A 16,871-nucleotide genomic window follows, 5' to 3' on the forward strand; every position below is an offset into this window, starting at 1 on the left:
TAAGTCACGATCTCTTCAAGAGTGCGCATTTGCGCTAATTGCTCAGCGTCTAATTCAGGTAAGTCAGTGATTTGATCTTGTACTGCGCCTAGAATTTCAACACGTTTGATAGAATCGATACCTAAGTCCGCTTCCATATCCATGCTTAATTCCAACATCTCTGTTGGATAACCGGTTTTATCTGCCACCACGACTAACATAGTTTGCTCAATCGCTTGTGAGCTCACGTGATTAGTTACTGTACCCGCTGATTTTGCAGTGGCTATTGTTTGTTGAGCAGGTGCAACGTCTCCCATTACTGAGTTCATGTAAAGCACAATCTCTTCAAGAGTACGCATTTGCGCTAATTGCTCAGCGTCTAATTCAGGTAAGTCAGTGATTTGATCTTGGACTGCGCCTAGAATTTCAACACGCTTAATAGAATCGATACCTAAGTCCGCTTCCATATCCATGCTTAATTCCAACATCTCTGTTGGATAACCGGTTTTATCTGCCACCACAGCTAACATAGTTTGCTCAATCGCTTGTGAGCTAACGTGATTGGTTACTGTACCCGATGATTTTGCAGTGGCTATTGTTTGTTGAGCAGATGCAACGTCTCCCATTACAGAGTTCATATAAGTCACGATCTCTTCAAGGGTGCGCATTTGTGCTAATTGCTCGGCGTCTAATTCAGGTAAGTCAGTGATTTGATCTTGTACTGCACCTAGAATTTCAACACGCTTAATAGAATCGATACCTAAGTCCGCTTCCATATCCATGCTTAATTCCAACATCTCAGTTGGGTAACCGGTTTTATCAGCCACCACAGATAACATGGTTTGCTCAATGAATTGTGTATCAGCACTGATCTGAACTGCACTTTCACCACTAAGTGGCGCCACTTCATCTTCCGAAACCGATTGCACTTGTACATGACTAATAGGCTTGACATTGATCGGGTTAATCTCGGCAGCTTGAAGGGTATTATGTGTTGCCTGTAACTGCTCCTGTAAGTTTAGGTTAGTTGTTAAAGGCTTATGGTCAGTTTGTGATTGCACTGCGTTTTGAGGTTCAACAACGGATGTACGCGTTTGAGAGGATATGCCTTTACCCTCTGAAGTACCACTCAACATCTGCTGCATATTTTCAGTCTGATTATTTAGGTACGTTTCATGTACCCTTAGGGTTTCGGTTTGAAAATCATGATACATACTTAAGGTTTTATCTAAACCTTCTGGTAATTTTTGTTGCCCAGCTTGTGCTTTCAAGACGCTTTTAAAGGTGTCAGCATACTGCTTCGGACCTTCTAAATAAGCTTGATGTACGGATAATAGCTGTGATTGATGTTCTACTAATTGCGCAACACTTTGTTCAATATTAGCTGACATACCTTGTGTTTCGACCATAGGAGATGACGATACTTTGACTGCAGATTGATCTGCTAAAGGAACGCCTTCACTATCAACATAGACCACTTTCTCTACAACTTTTTCTACCACCTTCTCTACGATGACTTCTTTAATCACCTCTTTCACTTCAGTTGTTGCACTCTTGCTATTAGTTATCTTCCAATCATCACTCAATGCATCTTTAAAAGCTTGCTGTGTTTTAGGGCTAACATAAGCCGCTCCCGAGAGTTTCATTGCTAATGGTGACTTTTTAGGTGCGATAGTTGGGCGCTGGATTGCAGAATAAGGGTCAATATTATCCAGTTCTAAGCCTAAAACAGCTAATTGAACGGCTGCTAAACGCAATTGCAGATCAGCATTTTGTTTGCTATTTGCATTGGTTGCAATAGTCACAACATCTGGTTTATCTTGCAGGATATTATCCACTAAACCTGTTAATACATTTTTAGGACCGAACTCAACAAAAATACGTCCGCCTGCTTGGTAGAGGTTTTCTATCTCTTTATTAAATTGTACCGATTCAAGAATATGCCCTTTCAGTGCAGATTTTATCTTGTTAGGCTCCTGACTATGTGCTTCACCCGTGCCATTGGCAAACACACTCACAGTTGGTTTTACAAAATCAATTTGATCTATGGCTTTAGCAAACGGTTGCTGAGCATGTTCCACTAACGGTGTGTGGAAAGCAGCAGATACAGGTAATTCAATGACTTTTAAACCAAGCTCGCTGAGTTTTGCACTGGCATCTGCAATCGCTGCTTTATTGCCGGCGATTACAGCTTGGTTATGTGCATTGTAATTAGCAACAGCAACTCCCTCGATATTAGCAATTTCACTTTCAACTAAAGCGACTTCACCAATCACAGCGGCCATTGTACCTGCATCAAAATCAGCTTGTTCCGGTGCAGACATCGCTTGTCCACGTGCGATAGCTAATTGCATGTAATCTTGTTCTGAGTAAACACCTGCAGCCCATAATGCGGTTAACTCACCAAAGCTGTGACCTGCGGTAAAGTCTGCTTTAAATCCGGCTTGCTTAAAGGTATTAAATAAACCAACGGATAAACTACCAATTGCAGGCTGTGCATATTCAGTTAAACGTAAGGTCTGCTCTTGTTGCGCTTTTTTAGCGGCATTAAATACAGGAATAGGATAAAGCACATCACTAACTTTACCTTTTGCGTTTAACGCAAACTGTTTGTCCATGGCAACTTGGCTGGCCATCATAGTTGGAAAATGACAAACCAGTTCGCGTCCCATGTTGACATACTGCGAACCTTGGCTAGAGAAAAGAGCAACGACTTTCCCTTTGGTATCGATAGCCTGCTCTTGGTAATAGATTCCCGTTGGCAGAGACCATTGATTAGACTGTTCGGCTTTTAGTTTATCGATTGCTTGTGTTAGTAATTGTTGCGCATGATTAATATCCTTCGCCACAAACCCGCAACGAGCTTGATTAGCTTCAATGTTACGTACAGGGAAATTCACTATGAATTGATTATAAGCATAAGGCTGACTATCTTGATCAACCTGCAAAGCATCATACTCAGCAGTTAATTGCTCAATCAGTTGATCTTTATCATCTGCGGTAATTAAAAATGACTGAGCAACCTCATTTAATCGGTAAGCTTGTTGGTGTTGTTGTGTGTACTCTTCCAATACTAAATGGAAGTTAGTGCCACCAAATCCAAATGAGCTGATCCCCGCTTGACGCTTAACACCATCTTCACGCTGCATCCAAGGACGCGTTTCTGTATTGATATATAGCGGTGTATTGTCGATATCTAAGTTTTTATTAGGTAGATCAACATTAATCGTCGGGGGTAATACTTTATGGTGTAACGCTAAGGCCGCTTTGATCAAACCAGCGGTGCCCGCTGCCGCTTTAGTATGACCTACTTGTGATTTAACTGAACCTAAGGCTACGTGTTGCTTTTGTTCATTATTTTCACTAAATAATAACTCTAATCCCCTAAACTCGGCTGCGTCACCCGCTTTAGTACCCGTACCATGTGCTTCTACTAAACCACATGTTTTTGGATCAAAACCCGCGTCCTGATAAGCACGTTTTAAGGCTTTTAATTGCCCCTCGGGACGTGGTGCATAAATCGATTTAAATTTACCGTCAGATGAGCTACCGATACCTTTGATCACTGAGTAAATTCGGTCTCCATCACGCTCGGCATCTTCAAGACGTTTCAGTGCAATCATACCTACACCTTCACCAATCATCATACCGTTAGATTTATCATCAAATGGACGAATACGGTCACCATCAGTGAAGGCAGGTGTTTTTGAGAATGACATATACATAAAAGGAGAGTTATCGCAGCAAATACCACCCGATAACATCATATCTGAACGGTGCTCTAATAAATCCGATATGGCCATTTTGATAGCCGCTAATGACCCTGCACAAGCAGCATCCACTACGCAGTTGGTACCACCGAGGTTAAAGCGATTGGCAATACGTCCCGCAATCACGTTACCTAACATACCTGGGAATGAATTCTCTTCCCACGGAATATAGGCTTTTTTAAATTTATCGACGATCACATTGGTGTCGTCTGCACTGACGCCCGATGCTTTTAGTACTTTCTCTAACACAGGTCCTTGCAAGCGAGACATTAGTTGGCCGCCCTGCTTTTGGCCACCACCAACGCCTAAAATGATCCCCATTTTATCGCGGTCAACACTACCTTCGGTACTTAAGCCAGCATCTGCAATAACATCACGTGCAGTGACTAATGCCATTAACTGAGTAATATCGGTGAGCTCTAATAAGTTAGGCGGAAGACCAAACTCCATTGGATCAAAGTCAATTTCAGGCAAAAAACCACCGCGTTTACAATAACTCTTATCTGCTTCTTTTTTATCGGCAGAATAATAATCATCTATTGCCCAGCGATCTTCAGGTACATCTTGAATGCCATTCACCGAGTTAACTATGGTATCCCAAAACTGTCCTAGGTTTTTGCTTTCAGCAAAAACCGAAGCCATACCAACAATCGCTATTGGCGTTTCTTGTAAGCGTGAATTAATACGCTTATCTGCCGCTGTGTTGGTGTTTTGTTTTTTTGACATTATGTTCTCCAATGGCATTACTGTCTGTTTGCTAATGTTTATACTTCACTTAACAAACGGAATCGGCTCAAAAATTCGTTATAATTTGCCGCTAATAAGCGACGAATATGAAATGGTGCATGCTTTAACACGTAACGCATGTAACGTCGTGCAGCATCGGCTTCATCGTCTTGATATAGATCTACGTATACCCATTGACTATCAGGGTCATGGGCAATCAATAAACGATGTTGATTAATTTGTTTTTTATCTAAATGAGGCAGAGTTGTCACACTTACTTGTACGACATCTGAACAAGTGAGTGAGCGGGTTTTTGCACTACGGGCATGGTCTGCTAATTGACTACTATTGGTCTTTTCAGCTGCTTCACTGCGTAATTGATTTAATACTTCACTCATGGCTTCTGGACTCACCACGGAATTAAGAATTTGATCTGAGCTATTATCTTTAATAGCAACGCTGACTTGCTGTTCTAATTTGACCAGTTCACCCGCTGGATCGATATCCGCTAATTTAGAAACGCCATGACGTTTCAAACAACGCTGCAGTCCAGCTCTAGAGGTATTTTCATTAATAAATTGACGACACACTTGCAGTAGATCATCTAAGGAAAGCATTAACCGGGTACGTAATTGCACAACAACATATTGTTGCTGTAACGTGAGAGTAGTTTTGAAATGTTTAGGCACATGTGACGCATCTTCAATCGTTTCCCGCTTACGCCATTTACGTACGGTGGATTCAGAAATTTTTAACAGACGAGCAAGTACCGCGGTCGGCAGCTCTGAGTCATGAATAAAAGCTCTTATCTCGGGGGTTGTCGTTGCGTTTTTATGCTGCTTAGCGCTCAATATAATGAATTCACTTAAATGTAAAAGTAAGCTTAATATACACAGGTATCACACCCTATACAATCAACCGATACTTAATATTTATTGAATTGCGAGTTGAATGGTAGAATTTACATCAATTTAACTATTTCATTTTAAAGTTAAAATAAATAAAAAGTGGTTACGCTTAAACACAACTCTTATTTCATGGTGTTTAAACGTAACATCAAATGATTAAATTAACTTAAAACGCGTGCTTTAGAGGTTTTGACATGAGTAAAGTACAAAGGTAATCCAACTAACAATAAGCCACCTGCTAAGTTACCTAATACGGTTGGGATTTCATTCCACAATAGGTAATCATAGACGGTAAAATCGCCCCCCATAATCATTGAAAATGGAAATAGGAACATATTCACAATTGAATGTTCAAAGCCCATAAAGAAGAACAGCATAACTGGCATCCACATTGCTGCCATTTTACTGCCAGCTGATGTCGAAATAAGTGCGCCCACAACTCCCATTGAGACCATCCAATTACATAACATCCCACGAATGAAAATAGTAAACCATCCACCTATACCATGCTCTTGGTAACCTAAAGTACGAGATTCACCAATTGCACTTACTTTAGCTGCTAGTGCACCGCCATCAGTTGCATAACCATAAGTTAATATGAAGGAAACCATAAAGGCTGTAGTGATTGCACCAGCAAAGTTACCAATAAAAACTAATCCCCAGTTACGCATAACACTTGAAAAGGTAACACCTGGACGCTTATCTAATAAAGCTAATGGTACTAGGGTAAATACTCCTGTTAGCAGGTCGAATTTCATTAAATAAAGCATAATGAAACCCACGGGAAATAGACAAGCCCCCAAAATTGGGCTGCCTGTTTTAGTCGCAACAGTGATTGCAAACACAGCGGCTAACCCTAAAATGGCCCCTGCCATAAAGGCGCGTATCAGCGTATCTTTAGTGGACATATAAACTTTTGATTCCCCAGTATCTACCATCTTGGTAACAAACTCTGCGGGTTCTAGATAAGACATAATTTTCTCACTTTTATTCTGGTAAGCATTTACTATTTTATGTGTTAAATAACTTACGGGTTAATGTAACTTCCTGTTGGCAAACATCCTTTATGTTGAGTCATTACGTTGTTCTAGTAATCCTCAATATCAGCCGTCTTTTTAGTATCGATATGGAATACACAATTTTGTCTTTTATAAGGGTACCTACCAGGCGTTATAGGGTAAAAACTTACCATTCATGGTTACTACAACACGATCGCCTTTAGGGTTTTCTTCCTTATCCACTGACATAGTAAAATCAATGGCACTCATAATGCCGTCTCCAAACTCCTCTTGAATAACCTCTTTTAAGGTATCGCCATAGACACCCACGACTTCATAAAAGCGGTAGATGAGTGGATCTTGTGGTACTGACTTATCCCACTCTTTTGTTGGGTTTTCTAATAAACTGAATTTTGTTTCTGTGGGTAGACCTAAATAGGCTATCAATTTATCTGCTGTTGCATCAGTAAAACTGTTCATCCCTAAGCAAGCAGATGTAGTCCAAACCGTTGACATACCAATGGCTTCAGCAATGGTTTCCCAAGTTAATTGCTTATCTTTTTTGATCGCGAAAATTGCTTCTGTTACTTGTATTTTTTTTAACATCTGATTTCCTTAACTGAATAATAATGGCCATAAACAGAACGCATCTTGCACTTAAGCAGTGCAACGATAAAAAACTAGATAATGCTGCTTTGTGCATTCTGTTCAACCTTTACTCGGATTGCATTTACTATGCCAGCTAACACGAAAATAGTAAGTTATTGTTTTAAAATAACTTTTAGACATATCTCTTGTAAAAAATAACCACGATATTTCGTTTTAAACGAATTATCGTGGTAGTTACAACTTAATTTCGTGGGAATGGCTTCAAATTTGCAGGCAAACTTGATAACACATCAATTGTATTGACGGAGTAAACTATGCTGGAGCAACTATTCTTAAATGCCCCTACTGCAATGTTATTGATTAACCCTATTACCAATCGTATTTTGATAGCGAATAAACAAGCAGAAATATTATTTAGCTTAGATAGAACAGCCTTAACTCAATATACCGTGACTCAGTTTTTTCCAGACTGCCTTGATAAACTGCATGATTTCACACAACAAGTCATCACTGAAGGCACAGCTTGGTCTAGTGAATTAACCATACAAGCTGCTAATAAAGTTGTGAGTATCGGTATTAATGCCTCTCAATTTGCTAATAATATTTTACTAAGTTGTGAAGATGGCAGTATTACTTTTGAGCGACATTTTAAATCCCGAATAGAGTCTAATTACCGACTGGGTTTGTCACAATGGAACACTGATGAAACAGTATTTCAACAAATAGAACGCCAAAACCAATTACTCCTAACAGCCGTTGGCGATGGCATTTACGGCGTGGACTGCGAAGGTAAAACAACTTTTGTTAATGCAGCAGCTGAAGCAATTATTGGCTGGAAAAAAGAGCAGTTAATGGGAAAAAAGATACACGATATTATTCATCACACCCATGTTAATGGCAGTCACTACCACGTACACAAATGCCCAATTTATGCCGCCTTTAACGATGGTGCCATTCATAGTGTAGATAATGAAGTATTTTGGTCTCAACAGGGTAAAGCTATCCCCGTTGAATATACCAGTACACCACTCACTGAAAACGGAACATTAATTGGTGCAGTTGTTATTTTCCGTGATATTACAGAGCGTAAACGCACGCAAGATAAGTTACTAAAAGCGTTAAAAGAAGTTGATGCACTTAAACACCGTTTAGAGATGGAAAACGCCTACTTACAAGAAGAGATTAATGCTGATTTTAATCATCAATATTTGATTGGTAACAGTCATAAAATTAAACATATGATGAGCCAAATTGCATTAGTCGCCCCTACTGACGCTAATGTATTAATCACCGGAGAATCAGGCACAGGTAAAGAGTTAATCGCGCGGGCAATTCATGAGGCAAGCCAACGTAACGTCAGACCATTAATACGTGTCAATTGTGCGGCTATTCCAGCAGAGCTTTTTGAGAGTGAATTCTTTGGTCATGTAAAAGGTGCTTTCTCAGGTGCATCATCGGATCGTGTAGGGCGATTTGAGTTAGCTGATGGTGCAACCATTTTTTTAGATGAAGTTGGAGAGATACCATTACAGTTACAAGGCAAGTTATTAAGGGTATTACAAGAGCAACAATTTGAACGCGTTGGTGAATCGCTCACACGTAATGTTAATGTCAGAGTCATTGCCGCTACCAATCAAGACTTAAATAAACTCGTCGCAACCAATAAATTCAGAGAAGATCTGTATTTTAGATTGAACGTTTTTCCTATCAACTCTCCACCACTGCGTGAGCGAATCGATGATCTCCCTTTATTAGTGAAACACTTTATTGATAAAGTGTGTGTTAGGTTAAATCAACCTGCTCCACAAGTCTCAATGGCTCAAATGCAGCACCTTATCAATTACAAATGGCCAGGCAATATCCGCGAATTAGAGAATATTATTGAACGACAAGTGATACTGTCAAAAAGTAATAAACTCAATTTTGAATTTATGAATAAAGCGAGTGTCATCCATCTAAAGGAACAGCTCCATACAAAACACAGCAATGTTCTCAATGCCCAACAACATAAGCAATTAGAAAGAAATAATTTGATTCAAGCATTAAAAGATTGCCGAGGTAAAATATATGGTGAAGGTGGTGCAGCTGAGCTACTTGGCTTAAAACCAACCACCTTAAGTTCTAAATTAAAGAAATATACCATTCATAGGCAAGATTTTATCTAACAGGAATAAATGCGAATTAATTGACGGCTCTTTCTAGATGGCCACTGAAAATAAGATCATCACAAATTAAAGTGATACGCTCAAAGTCATTGAACATGGATAATTTAACACTATCAAATAACCAAATAGAGAAGATGAAATTCTGATCTATAGTCCCACGTGCAAATGGATTGATTAACCCAACACGTTGATAATCATCAACAATTAAAGCTGCTTCACAAGAGCCGTGTTTCTCATTACGTAATTTAGCTTTTTGTTCGCTCGTATAAACAGACTGATCCACTTGCAACATTAGAGTGGGAATACCCAGCTCCGTAATAAGAATGAAGTCTCCAAAGTCACCTTTTTTTGAATAACCAGGCAGTTCACTCCAATCCCTTTTAATCGCTTTTAATTCAATTTTGGGTTTATCTTGAACAACCTTAGGGACAGAGCTTAAAAAGAAACGAGGATCTACAGTATGTGTCTGCTCTTCTTCGCCAAAATTAGATAACAAGACCAATGCACCACCAACCATCATAATGAATAAAGCACTGAGCGCTAATTTAAGTTGACTGGTGACTTTTGCAACATCGGAGTTAACAGAAAGTTTACGAATTTGAGCATTTGCTTCATCTAAACATTCTGTTTTGATTTTTACTTCTTTTAAAAGTTGATGCACCTGTAAAATAAGGGCTTCTTTTTCTTGAGGAGGTGAATCTAGATCTATCTCTTCGGTAGGTAGGTAAACAAATCCGTCGTTGCCCTTACCCGCCATCACTTTTTTGTAAGCGATATGTACTATTTTAAATAATTCACTCGAGCCAGATTTATCAGGATGAATTTTAATTGATAGCAATTTAAATTGTTTACGAATTGCTTTTTTAGACCAAGAGTCATTTGTCCCTAAAATATCATGGTTATTCATCGTATAAGGCACTTATCCACTGTGTAGGTATATAGAATAAAACTTTAATCAGCGAATGCTAAAGTTTACATTTAAGGATCCATCTTCAATGATTGAATTGTGACATTGTGTCTCGTCAAAATCAAAAAAATAGATAAAAAACAAGTAAATATGCTATTAAAATTACATTTCTACTGGCATTCTTAACACTTATATATATTTAGAGATAGATAAATTAATAACAAATAAACCTATTTAAAGACAATCAACATCTACACAGATGCTAGCCGATTATCTTTAATAGATTATCTTTTATTAATGAAAAAGAGTCTGTTCTAAAACCTAATGTGAAGTAAATAATATCCATTTAATACTTTGCACTGACAGCTAATAAGCAGGTTACTTCATATAAGATAAGCCAGTTAACTTTAAATGAGAGTAATTAAGTCCGATACAGGATTTTTACAATATGAAACCCATGCTTTGTTTTAACAATGGTGGGTGTCAGTATTGGTCCGGTAAAACAAAACTTATCAAAAGCAGGCACCATTTGCCCCTTTTTAAATTCACCTAAGTCGCCACCTTTTTTGCCAGAAGGACAAGTTGAATATTTTTTCGCTAATGTTTGAAACTTAGCGCCCTTTTTTAATTGCGCTAATATATCCTCAGCTTTATCTTGATGTTTAACTAGGATATGCAGTGCAGATGCAGTTTTAGGCATGGTACTTTTCTCTATTTATACTGATTATTTTATAGTTTGGTTAGAACTGTCATTGCTAAAATTTTATCTTAAGCTGTGACCATATAAAAGCCGATAAGAATGTATAGTAAACCACTCTGATCGGCTTTGTGTTCATTTCAATACTGGCGAACTAAAACTAAGTACTATTACATGTGTAAATAACGTTTAATTTTTTTAGTCGGTGTTTTGATAAATGGTTCTGTTTGTTCAATCACTGAATTTAATTTTGAAAAAGAAGAAAGCTGTTGGTTTGAGCTGACTTTGATCTCTTCTAGTAAATTAATGATATCTTTGTGTAAATCAAAATCGCTTTGTTTTTTCAGGTTATGTTGCTCATCAAACAGGTCGTAATCAATATAGATTTTAGCCACTAGTTTTTTATCTAGTTCATAAACCATAGAGTCAACCACTAATGGGTGCTGCTCGATAACACTTTCTATCGCTTCAGGGTAAATGTTTTCACCGCTAGCACTAATAATAACGTTTTTGCTACGACCACTGATAGTTAACACCCCCGCATCATCAATGTATCCTAGGTCTCCAGTGTTAAACCAACCTTCATCATCTAAAACTTCTTTAGTACGCTCTTCTTCTTTGTAATAACCTAACATAATATTAGGCCCGCGCACGTGTAGCTCACCTTCACTATCATCTTCATTTTGCTTGATTAGACGATACTCTACCCCTTCAACAAAGGTTCCAGTGGTGCCCAAGGCTGTTCCGCCAGGGACTGCTGCTGCTACGATAGGAGCGGTTTCAGTTAAACCATAACCAATCGCATAAGGGAACTCTGCTTCAATCAAAAACTGCTCTACAAAGCGTGATAATTTTGCGCCGCCAATGCCAAAGAATTTTAACTCACCACCAAAGCTTTCAATTAACTTTTTACCCGCAATTTTGTTCAATTTACGGCGAATAAAACCAACATTATTGTACAGATAATGAATAATTTTGTTCTTATTAAATTCTGCCAGCACTTTGTTTTTGTATATTTTTTCAATCACCAAAGGCACGCTTAAAAAGCAAGTTGGTTTCACCTTTTGCATCGCTGCTAAAATGATTTTAGGCGATGGGATACGATTTATATAAGAGACAGTAGAACCATTTGAAAAAGGAACCAAAAAACCAATCGAACATTCAAAGGTATGCGCCAGTGGTAAAATAGACAGGAAACGATCCGATGCGGTAATGTCAATCAAACCATTGGCCTGATGTATTTGCGACAACAAGTTGTGATGACTTAACATCACCCCTTTTGATTGCCCAGTAGTACCTGATGTATAGATAATCACCGCAATATCGTCGGTATTGATATTCAAGGTGTTATCAATTTCACTCATTTTTAACAGCTTTTTCTGTTTAGCAAACTTAAGCGCTTTGCTCTTCATAATCGCAATTGCTTGCGCACTTTTCGTCAATAACTCTGAATGTTTTGGGGTTTTATCTTCAATAATATCGAAGGTTTCCAATGAGAAAACATAAGATAAGCTTGAACTAAAATCGTCTTCATTTAACTTCTGTGCAATCTTTTGAGATATAAACAGCGCTTTTGCTTCAGAATGTTTAATGATGTGATGAATTTCGTTAGTGTGAAAATCTGGCAGAATAGGCACAGCAATCACCCCCATAGCAGTGATCGCTAAATAGACTATGCCCCAATGCGGCATATTTTCACTGCAGATTGCGATTTTATCTCCCTGCTTTATACCTAGATCTTTAAACAAAGCCTGCAGTTCAATTACTTTTTGTTGTGCTTCTCGGTAAGAGATCATCTCACCATCAACATATCCAACGAAGTCATTATCGGCATATTCTTTAAAGGAGTGATCCGCAAAAGACATGAAATTATTGTAAGGAAGTGTCAACGTCATAAATAACCTATCAATTAAGTAACGAGTGAATCCATTAAGTCTCAATAGTTGGTTTTAATGGGTCGATCAATGGGTTAATTATAACTTATTCAACTCAGGTAATGCGACTAAAAACACAAGGGTTTACTAAGAATCAGAGTCTTATAACACTTTCATACTCTATTATCCGTGGATTTTTACTGTGTTAGTGAAAATCCCTGTTATAGCCATTGATTAAGCTGTGTTAATATTATGTTTTTAATTATTGAGACAATGTTATGGCACGTCAAGTCAGCTATTATTACCAAGGCACCAAAAAAACAATCGCATTTTCATTTAGCCAACACTTTGATATTTATGAAGCAGTAGCGGCAGCTGAAGGTGTTGATTTAACGTCGTTTTGGGCAATGGAAAAACAATTAGAGATGACCTCTCGTGGTCAAGGCATCATGAAAAATTATCGTGCTAATGAGTTTGATCGTATGGGGTTTTCTGAGATTAGATTCATCAAAGATGAAGAGCAAGAAAAGTAAACGTTGACGTTAATAAACAGCCCTCCCTTTGAGCTGTTTATTAACTAATCACTCATCTAATTAAGCAACAGATGATTGATTATTTGGCACACTAATGATGCGTTTTTCTAATGTTTTTAATAACACACCATACGCAGGTAAAAATAAACAGATACTCACTAATAGTTTAAATCCGTAATCCACCATTGCAATTTCCAACCAGTTTTCTGCCATGAAGGTATCCGTAGAAGCATAAAAAGCAAAAGAGAAGAATACTAAGGTATCTAATAGATTACCTAATAGCGTTGATGCAGTTGGTGCAACCCACCATTGTTTAGTAGCACGAAGTTTAGCAAACACTTTAATATCTAATAGCTGACCAAACAGGTAAGCAGCAAAACTTGCAAGTGCAATACGAAATACAAAACTATTATATTCAGCCAAAGTATCTAGTCCCTGTAATGCGCCTTGATGGAATAACACACCAACCACATAAGAGATAACCAACGCTGGAAGCATCGCTTTAAAGATGATGCGGCGTGCACTCTCTTGACCAAAAATACGTACTGTTAAATCAGTTGCTAGGTAAACAAAAGGAAAGCTAAAAGCCCCCCAGGTGGTATGCCAGCCAAAAAGTGTAAATGGAAGTTGTACTAAGTAATTACTAGCACAAATAATAAGAATGTGAAATCCAACCAATAGCGTCAATGCACGGCGAATTTGCGAGTGTGTAAGTGATAACATATTGTAACCTTTTTTATATGTAGTAACGGGGTGAGGGAACCCGCTTAATTATTTATCCCGTAATGGGGGCGCATATTATAGAGTGATAAATAGACAATTCAACCTTTTGGACAACTTATTTCTAATCTGATTTGACGTCTACTGTAAATTAACTCGCTTTAAATATATACTGTATATAAACACACATAGTAGAGAGTCTCGATGTTCGCTAATAAGCCCATTAAAATAGCAAAAGATATTGAAGCGGTTCGCCGTAGTGCTTTTTGGCATCTATCACGCCGAGATCATAGTCAAGCTGAGCTATTAAAAAAACTACAGCGTAAAACTGATAATCAACAATGGATTGATGCGGTGATTAATGAGTGTTTAGATTTTAAGTATTTAGATGATCAACGTTTTACTCACTCATTTTTACGTAGTGCGCAAAATAAAGGCCATGGGATAACTCGCATAAAACAAGATCTCACCCTCAAAGGGATCAATGAAGCATTGATTAAACAAGCTATACTGGAAAGTGAATTCGACTATATCGAATCAGCACAGAGGCTTTTAAACAATAAGTATCATGAAGCTATTGTGACACAACATTTAAAACAAAAAGCGATGGGCTTTCTACAAACTAAAGGGTTTAGCTTCGATATTATTAACTCAGCCATTGAAGAGCATAATCAGCAATACCCCACTCCTACTTTTAACGACCTAGACCAGGCCTGTGAATTATTGTCTAAAAAATTTAGGGTCTCCATAGACGATCAAAAACAAAAGATGAAAGCAATCCGATTATTAACATCACATGGTTATGCCTATGCAAAAGCCAATGAAGCCATCAAGTTATTTAATGAATACAAAGATCAACAATAATCACCACGGATAAACACACTTTACAAAATAAAAGTAATAAACTCATTTAAAGACAACGGAACCAAGCATGGCAAAAGCAAAAACTAAAATCTCTTACGTATGCAGTGACTGCGGTGCTGATTATACTAAATGGCAAGGACAATGTGGCGAGTGTAAAGCCTGGAATACCATTACTGAATTCCGTGAAGCTTCTGCGGCCACTAAATCAGTTAATGCCGCAATCAGTCGTAGCCAAGCAGGTGGATATGCAGGTGTAACAACCAATGGTGTAAAACGTATCTCCTCGGTACAGGTTGAACATGCACAGCGTGTTTCTACAGGTTTAAGTGAATTAGACCGAGTATTGGGTGAAGGCATTACCTTAGGTTCAGTGGTGCTAATCAGCGGTGACCCAGGCTCTGGTAAAACGACCCTATTGACTAAAGTGGCATCTGTGATGTCGCAGTCAATGTCCACCTTGTACGTCACCGCCGAAGAGAGTCTTAGCCAATGGGCAAAACGTGGTATTGAACGTTTACAACTACACTTTAATGAAGATAACTTTCTGCTTTCTGATACCGATAGTATTGAAGATATTGTCGATCAATGTATTGAGAATAATGTTAAATTTCTTATTGCAGATTCTATCCAAGCTTTTGAATCGAATACCGTTGATGGCTCTGCAGGGGGGGTCACGCAGGTTAAAACCTGTGCAAAAATACTCAATAGATTATGTAAACAACATGGGATCACCTTGATTCTGGTTGGCCAAGTAAATAAAAACTCACAAATGGCTGGCCCACAAACCTTAAAACACATTATCGATACCGCCATTCACATTGAAGTAAATGATGCCTCGGTGCGAATTTTACGTGCCGATAAAAACCGTTTTGGTGATACTGAACAAGTAGGCATCTTCCAGATGACTGAAAAAGGCATGCGATCCGTTGATAACCCTAGTCGATTATTTTTATCGGGTAGTGAAGAGCATTTTGAAGGTTCAGCTATTTCTGTCATTAAAGATGGGGCACGTAATTTATTAATTGAAATTCAAGCCTTAGCGACAGAAGTTGAAGGTGAAAAATCGATTCGTAACTGTATTGGTATTTCCTACAGCCGTTTATCATTAATTACCGCGGTACTAAAAAAACACGGTGGCATCCCTACTTACTATGATATTAACATTAGTTTAGTGGGTGGTCTTAAAATGGCTGATTCAGAAACCTCTACAGATATGGCGGTGACTGCGGCTTTACTTAGTTCAATTAACTCTAAACCTTTACCCAGTGATGCAGTGTTTATTGGTGAATTAGCATTAACCGGTGAATTACGTCAAATTCCACAAATAGTCCCACGAGTAAGAGAAGCTCTCACCCACGGTAAAAAACAGATCTTTATTCCAGCCGTTGCTTATCACGCATCAATGCAACAGTTTGTAAAAGGTGAACAAAAGATTATTCCATTGAAGAATGTGCGAGATTTAATAGAGGCATTACAATAATGCAAGTAGCCAACTTACTGCAGAACCATTCACACCTCTTTAAAACGGCTAACGGTCAAGTGTTAGACCTAGCTTGTGGTCAGGGTCAAAATGGATTGGCACTAGCCCAATCTGGAATCGAGGTTGTATTTGCAGATATACAAACAGCGCCTTTATTAGCCTTACATGAGCAACATAACATAGAAAAAGAGCAATTATGGCAAGCTGACTTTGAGTCTGAACAAGGTGCGGATAGATTGAAACTCAAGCAATTGGCGTTGCAAGGGGTGATTGTATTTCGATATTTACACCGCCCACTATTTGAGCATATTAAACAGGCAGTTAAATCTGGAGGGATTGTAATATATGAAACCTTTACCACAGAAAATCGACAGTTTGGTCGCCCTAATCGCGATGACTTTTTATTACAAAAAGGTGAGTTAAAAAGTATTTTTAAAGATTGGGAGATCTTATTTTATTTTGAAGGGATACAACACAATCCAGACCGAGCGATTGCGCAGATAGTGTGTAAAAAACCATAAACCTTCAGAATAATAACAATAATGCACTATAAAAACTAAAATGGATGACAAATAACTTGTCACCCATTTTTATTATTTAGCTACTCTGTACCAGTTATACCAATTAATACCAATTGTATT

13 protein-coding genes are annotated in these 16,871 nt (G+C 38.2%); 5 read left to right on the forward strand and 8 right to left on the reverse strand.

What is annotated here, in order from left to right:
• The 4 genes from DS885_RS08430 to cynS form a co-directional block, all read right to left on the reverse strand.
• Positions 1 to 4,475, reverse strand: a 4,475-nt coding sequence (locus DS885_RS08430; RefSeq protein WP_113819000.1) for a type I polyketide synthase, incomplete at its 3' end; no start/stop codon positions are given.
• Positions 4,476 to 4,513: 38 nt separating this feature from the next.
• Positions 4,514 to 5,326, reverse strand: a complete 813-nt coding sequence (locus tag DS885_RS08435) for a helix-turn-helix domain-containing protein (protein WP_113819001.1) — start codon at positions 5,324 to 5,326, stop codon at positions 4,514 to 4,516.
• A gap of 218 nt (positions 5,327 to 5,544) precedes the next feature.
• Complete coding sequence (locus DS885_RS08440) at positions 5,545 to 6,357, reverse strand: formate/nitrite transporter family protein (protein WP_113819002.1); 813 nt, start codon at positions 6,355 to 6,357, stop codon at positions 5,545 to 5,547.
• 186 nt (positions 6,358 to 6,543) lie between these two features.
• The gene (gene cynS, locus DS885_RS08445) at positions 6,544 to 6,987 is read right to left on the reverse strand and encodes a cyanase (protein ID WP_113819003.1); all 444 of its coding nucleotides are present in this window, start codon (positions 6,985 to 6,987) and stop codon (positions 6,544 to 6,546) included.
• Between the two features lie 317 nt (positions 6,988 to 7,304).
• On the opposite strand from cynS, the gene DS885_RS08450 reads away from it, so the two are divergent.
• Positions 7,305 to 9,155: a sigma 54-interacting transcriptional regulator gene (locus tag DS885_RS08450; protein WP_113819004.1), complete on the forward strand. Its 1,851-nt coding sequence runs from the start codon at positions 7,305 to 7,307 to the stop codon at positions 9,153 to 9,155.
• 16 nt (positions 9,156 to 9,171) lie between these two features.
• Here DS885_RS08450 and DS885_RS08455 read toward each other — a convergent pair whose 3' ends face one another.
• From DS885_RS08455 to DS885_RS08465, 3 genes are all read right to left on the reverse strand, one after another.
• On the reverse strand, positions 9,172 to 10,062 hold the full coding sequence (locus DS885_RS08455) for a J domain-containing protein (protein WP_113819005.1): 891 nt from the start codon (positions 10,060 to 10,062) through the stop codon (positions 9,172 to 9,174).
• Positions 10,063 to 10,483: 421 nt separating this feature from the next.
• The gene (gene ppiC, locus DS885_RS08460; protein WP_113819006.1) at positions 10,484 to 10,762 is read right to left on the reverse strand and encodes a peptidylprolyl isomerase PpiC; all 279 of its coding nucleotides are present in this window, start codon (positions 10,760 to 10,762) and stop codon (positions 10,484 to 10,486) included.
• 167 nt (positions 10,763 to 10,929) lie between these two features.
• Positions 10,930 to 12,654 (reverse strand): AMP-binding protein, encoded by a 1,725-nt coding sequence (locus tag DS885_RS08465; RefSeq protein WP_113819007.1) that lies wholly within the window; start codon positions 12,652 to 12,654, stop codon positions 10,930 to 10,932.
• 257 nt (positions 12,655 to 12,911) lie between these two features.
• On the opposite strand from DS885_RS08465, the gene DS885_RS08470 reads away from it, so the two are divergent.
• Positions 12,912 to 13,166, forward strand: coding sequence for a DUF2960 domain-containing protein (locus DS885_RS08470; RefSeq protein WP_113819008.1), 255 nt, complete (start codon positions 12,912 to 12,914; stop codon positions 13,164 to 13,166).
• Between the two features lie 60 nt (positions 13,167 to 13,226).
• Here DS885_RS08470 and DS885_RS08475 read toward each other — a convergent pair whose 3' ends face one another.
• Complete coding sequence (locus tag DS885_RS08475) at positions 13,227 to 13,889, reverse strand: 7-cyano-7-deazaguanine/7-aminomethyl-7-deazaguanine transporter (RefSeq protein ID WP_113819009.1); 663 nt, start codon at positions 13,887 to 13,889, stop codon at positions 13,227 to 13,229.
• Between the two features lie 201 nt (positions 13,890 to 14,090).
• On the opposite strand from DS885_RS08475, the gene DS885_RS08480 reads away from it, so the two are divergent.
• The 3 genes from DS885_RS08480 (at position 14,091) to DS885_RS08490 (ending at position 16,751) form a co-directional block, all read left to right on the forward strand.
• Positions 14,091 to 14,750 carry a regulatory protein RecX gene (locus DS885_RS08480; protein ID WP_113819010.1) on the forward strand — a complete coding sequence of 220 codons (660 nt, stop codon included), beginning with the start codon at positions 14,091 to 14,093 and terminating at the stop codon, positions 14,748 to 14,750.
• Between the two features lie 67 nt (positions 14,751 to 14,817).
• A complete protein-coding gene (radA, locus tag DS885_RS08485; RefSeq protein WP_113819011.1) occupies positions 14,818 to 16,230 on the forward strand; it encodes a DNA repair protein RadA in 1,413 nt (470 codons plus the stop codon).
• On the forward strand, positions 16,230 to 16,751 hold the full coding sequence (locus DS885_RS08490; RefSeq protein WP_113819012.1) for a tellurite resistance protein: 522 nt from the start codon (positions 16,230 to 16,232) through the stop codon (positions 16,749 to 16,751). Before radA ends, DS885_RS08490 begins: the two co-directional genes overlap by 1 nt.
• Positions 16,752 to 16,871 lie beyond the last annotated feature (120 nt).

It is taken from the genome of Psychromonas sp. B3M02 (genome assembly GCF_003318165.1).
Classification (GTDB): domain Bacteria; phylum Pseudomonadota; class Gammaproteobacteria; order Enterobacterales; family Psychromonadaceae; genus Psychromonas.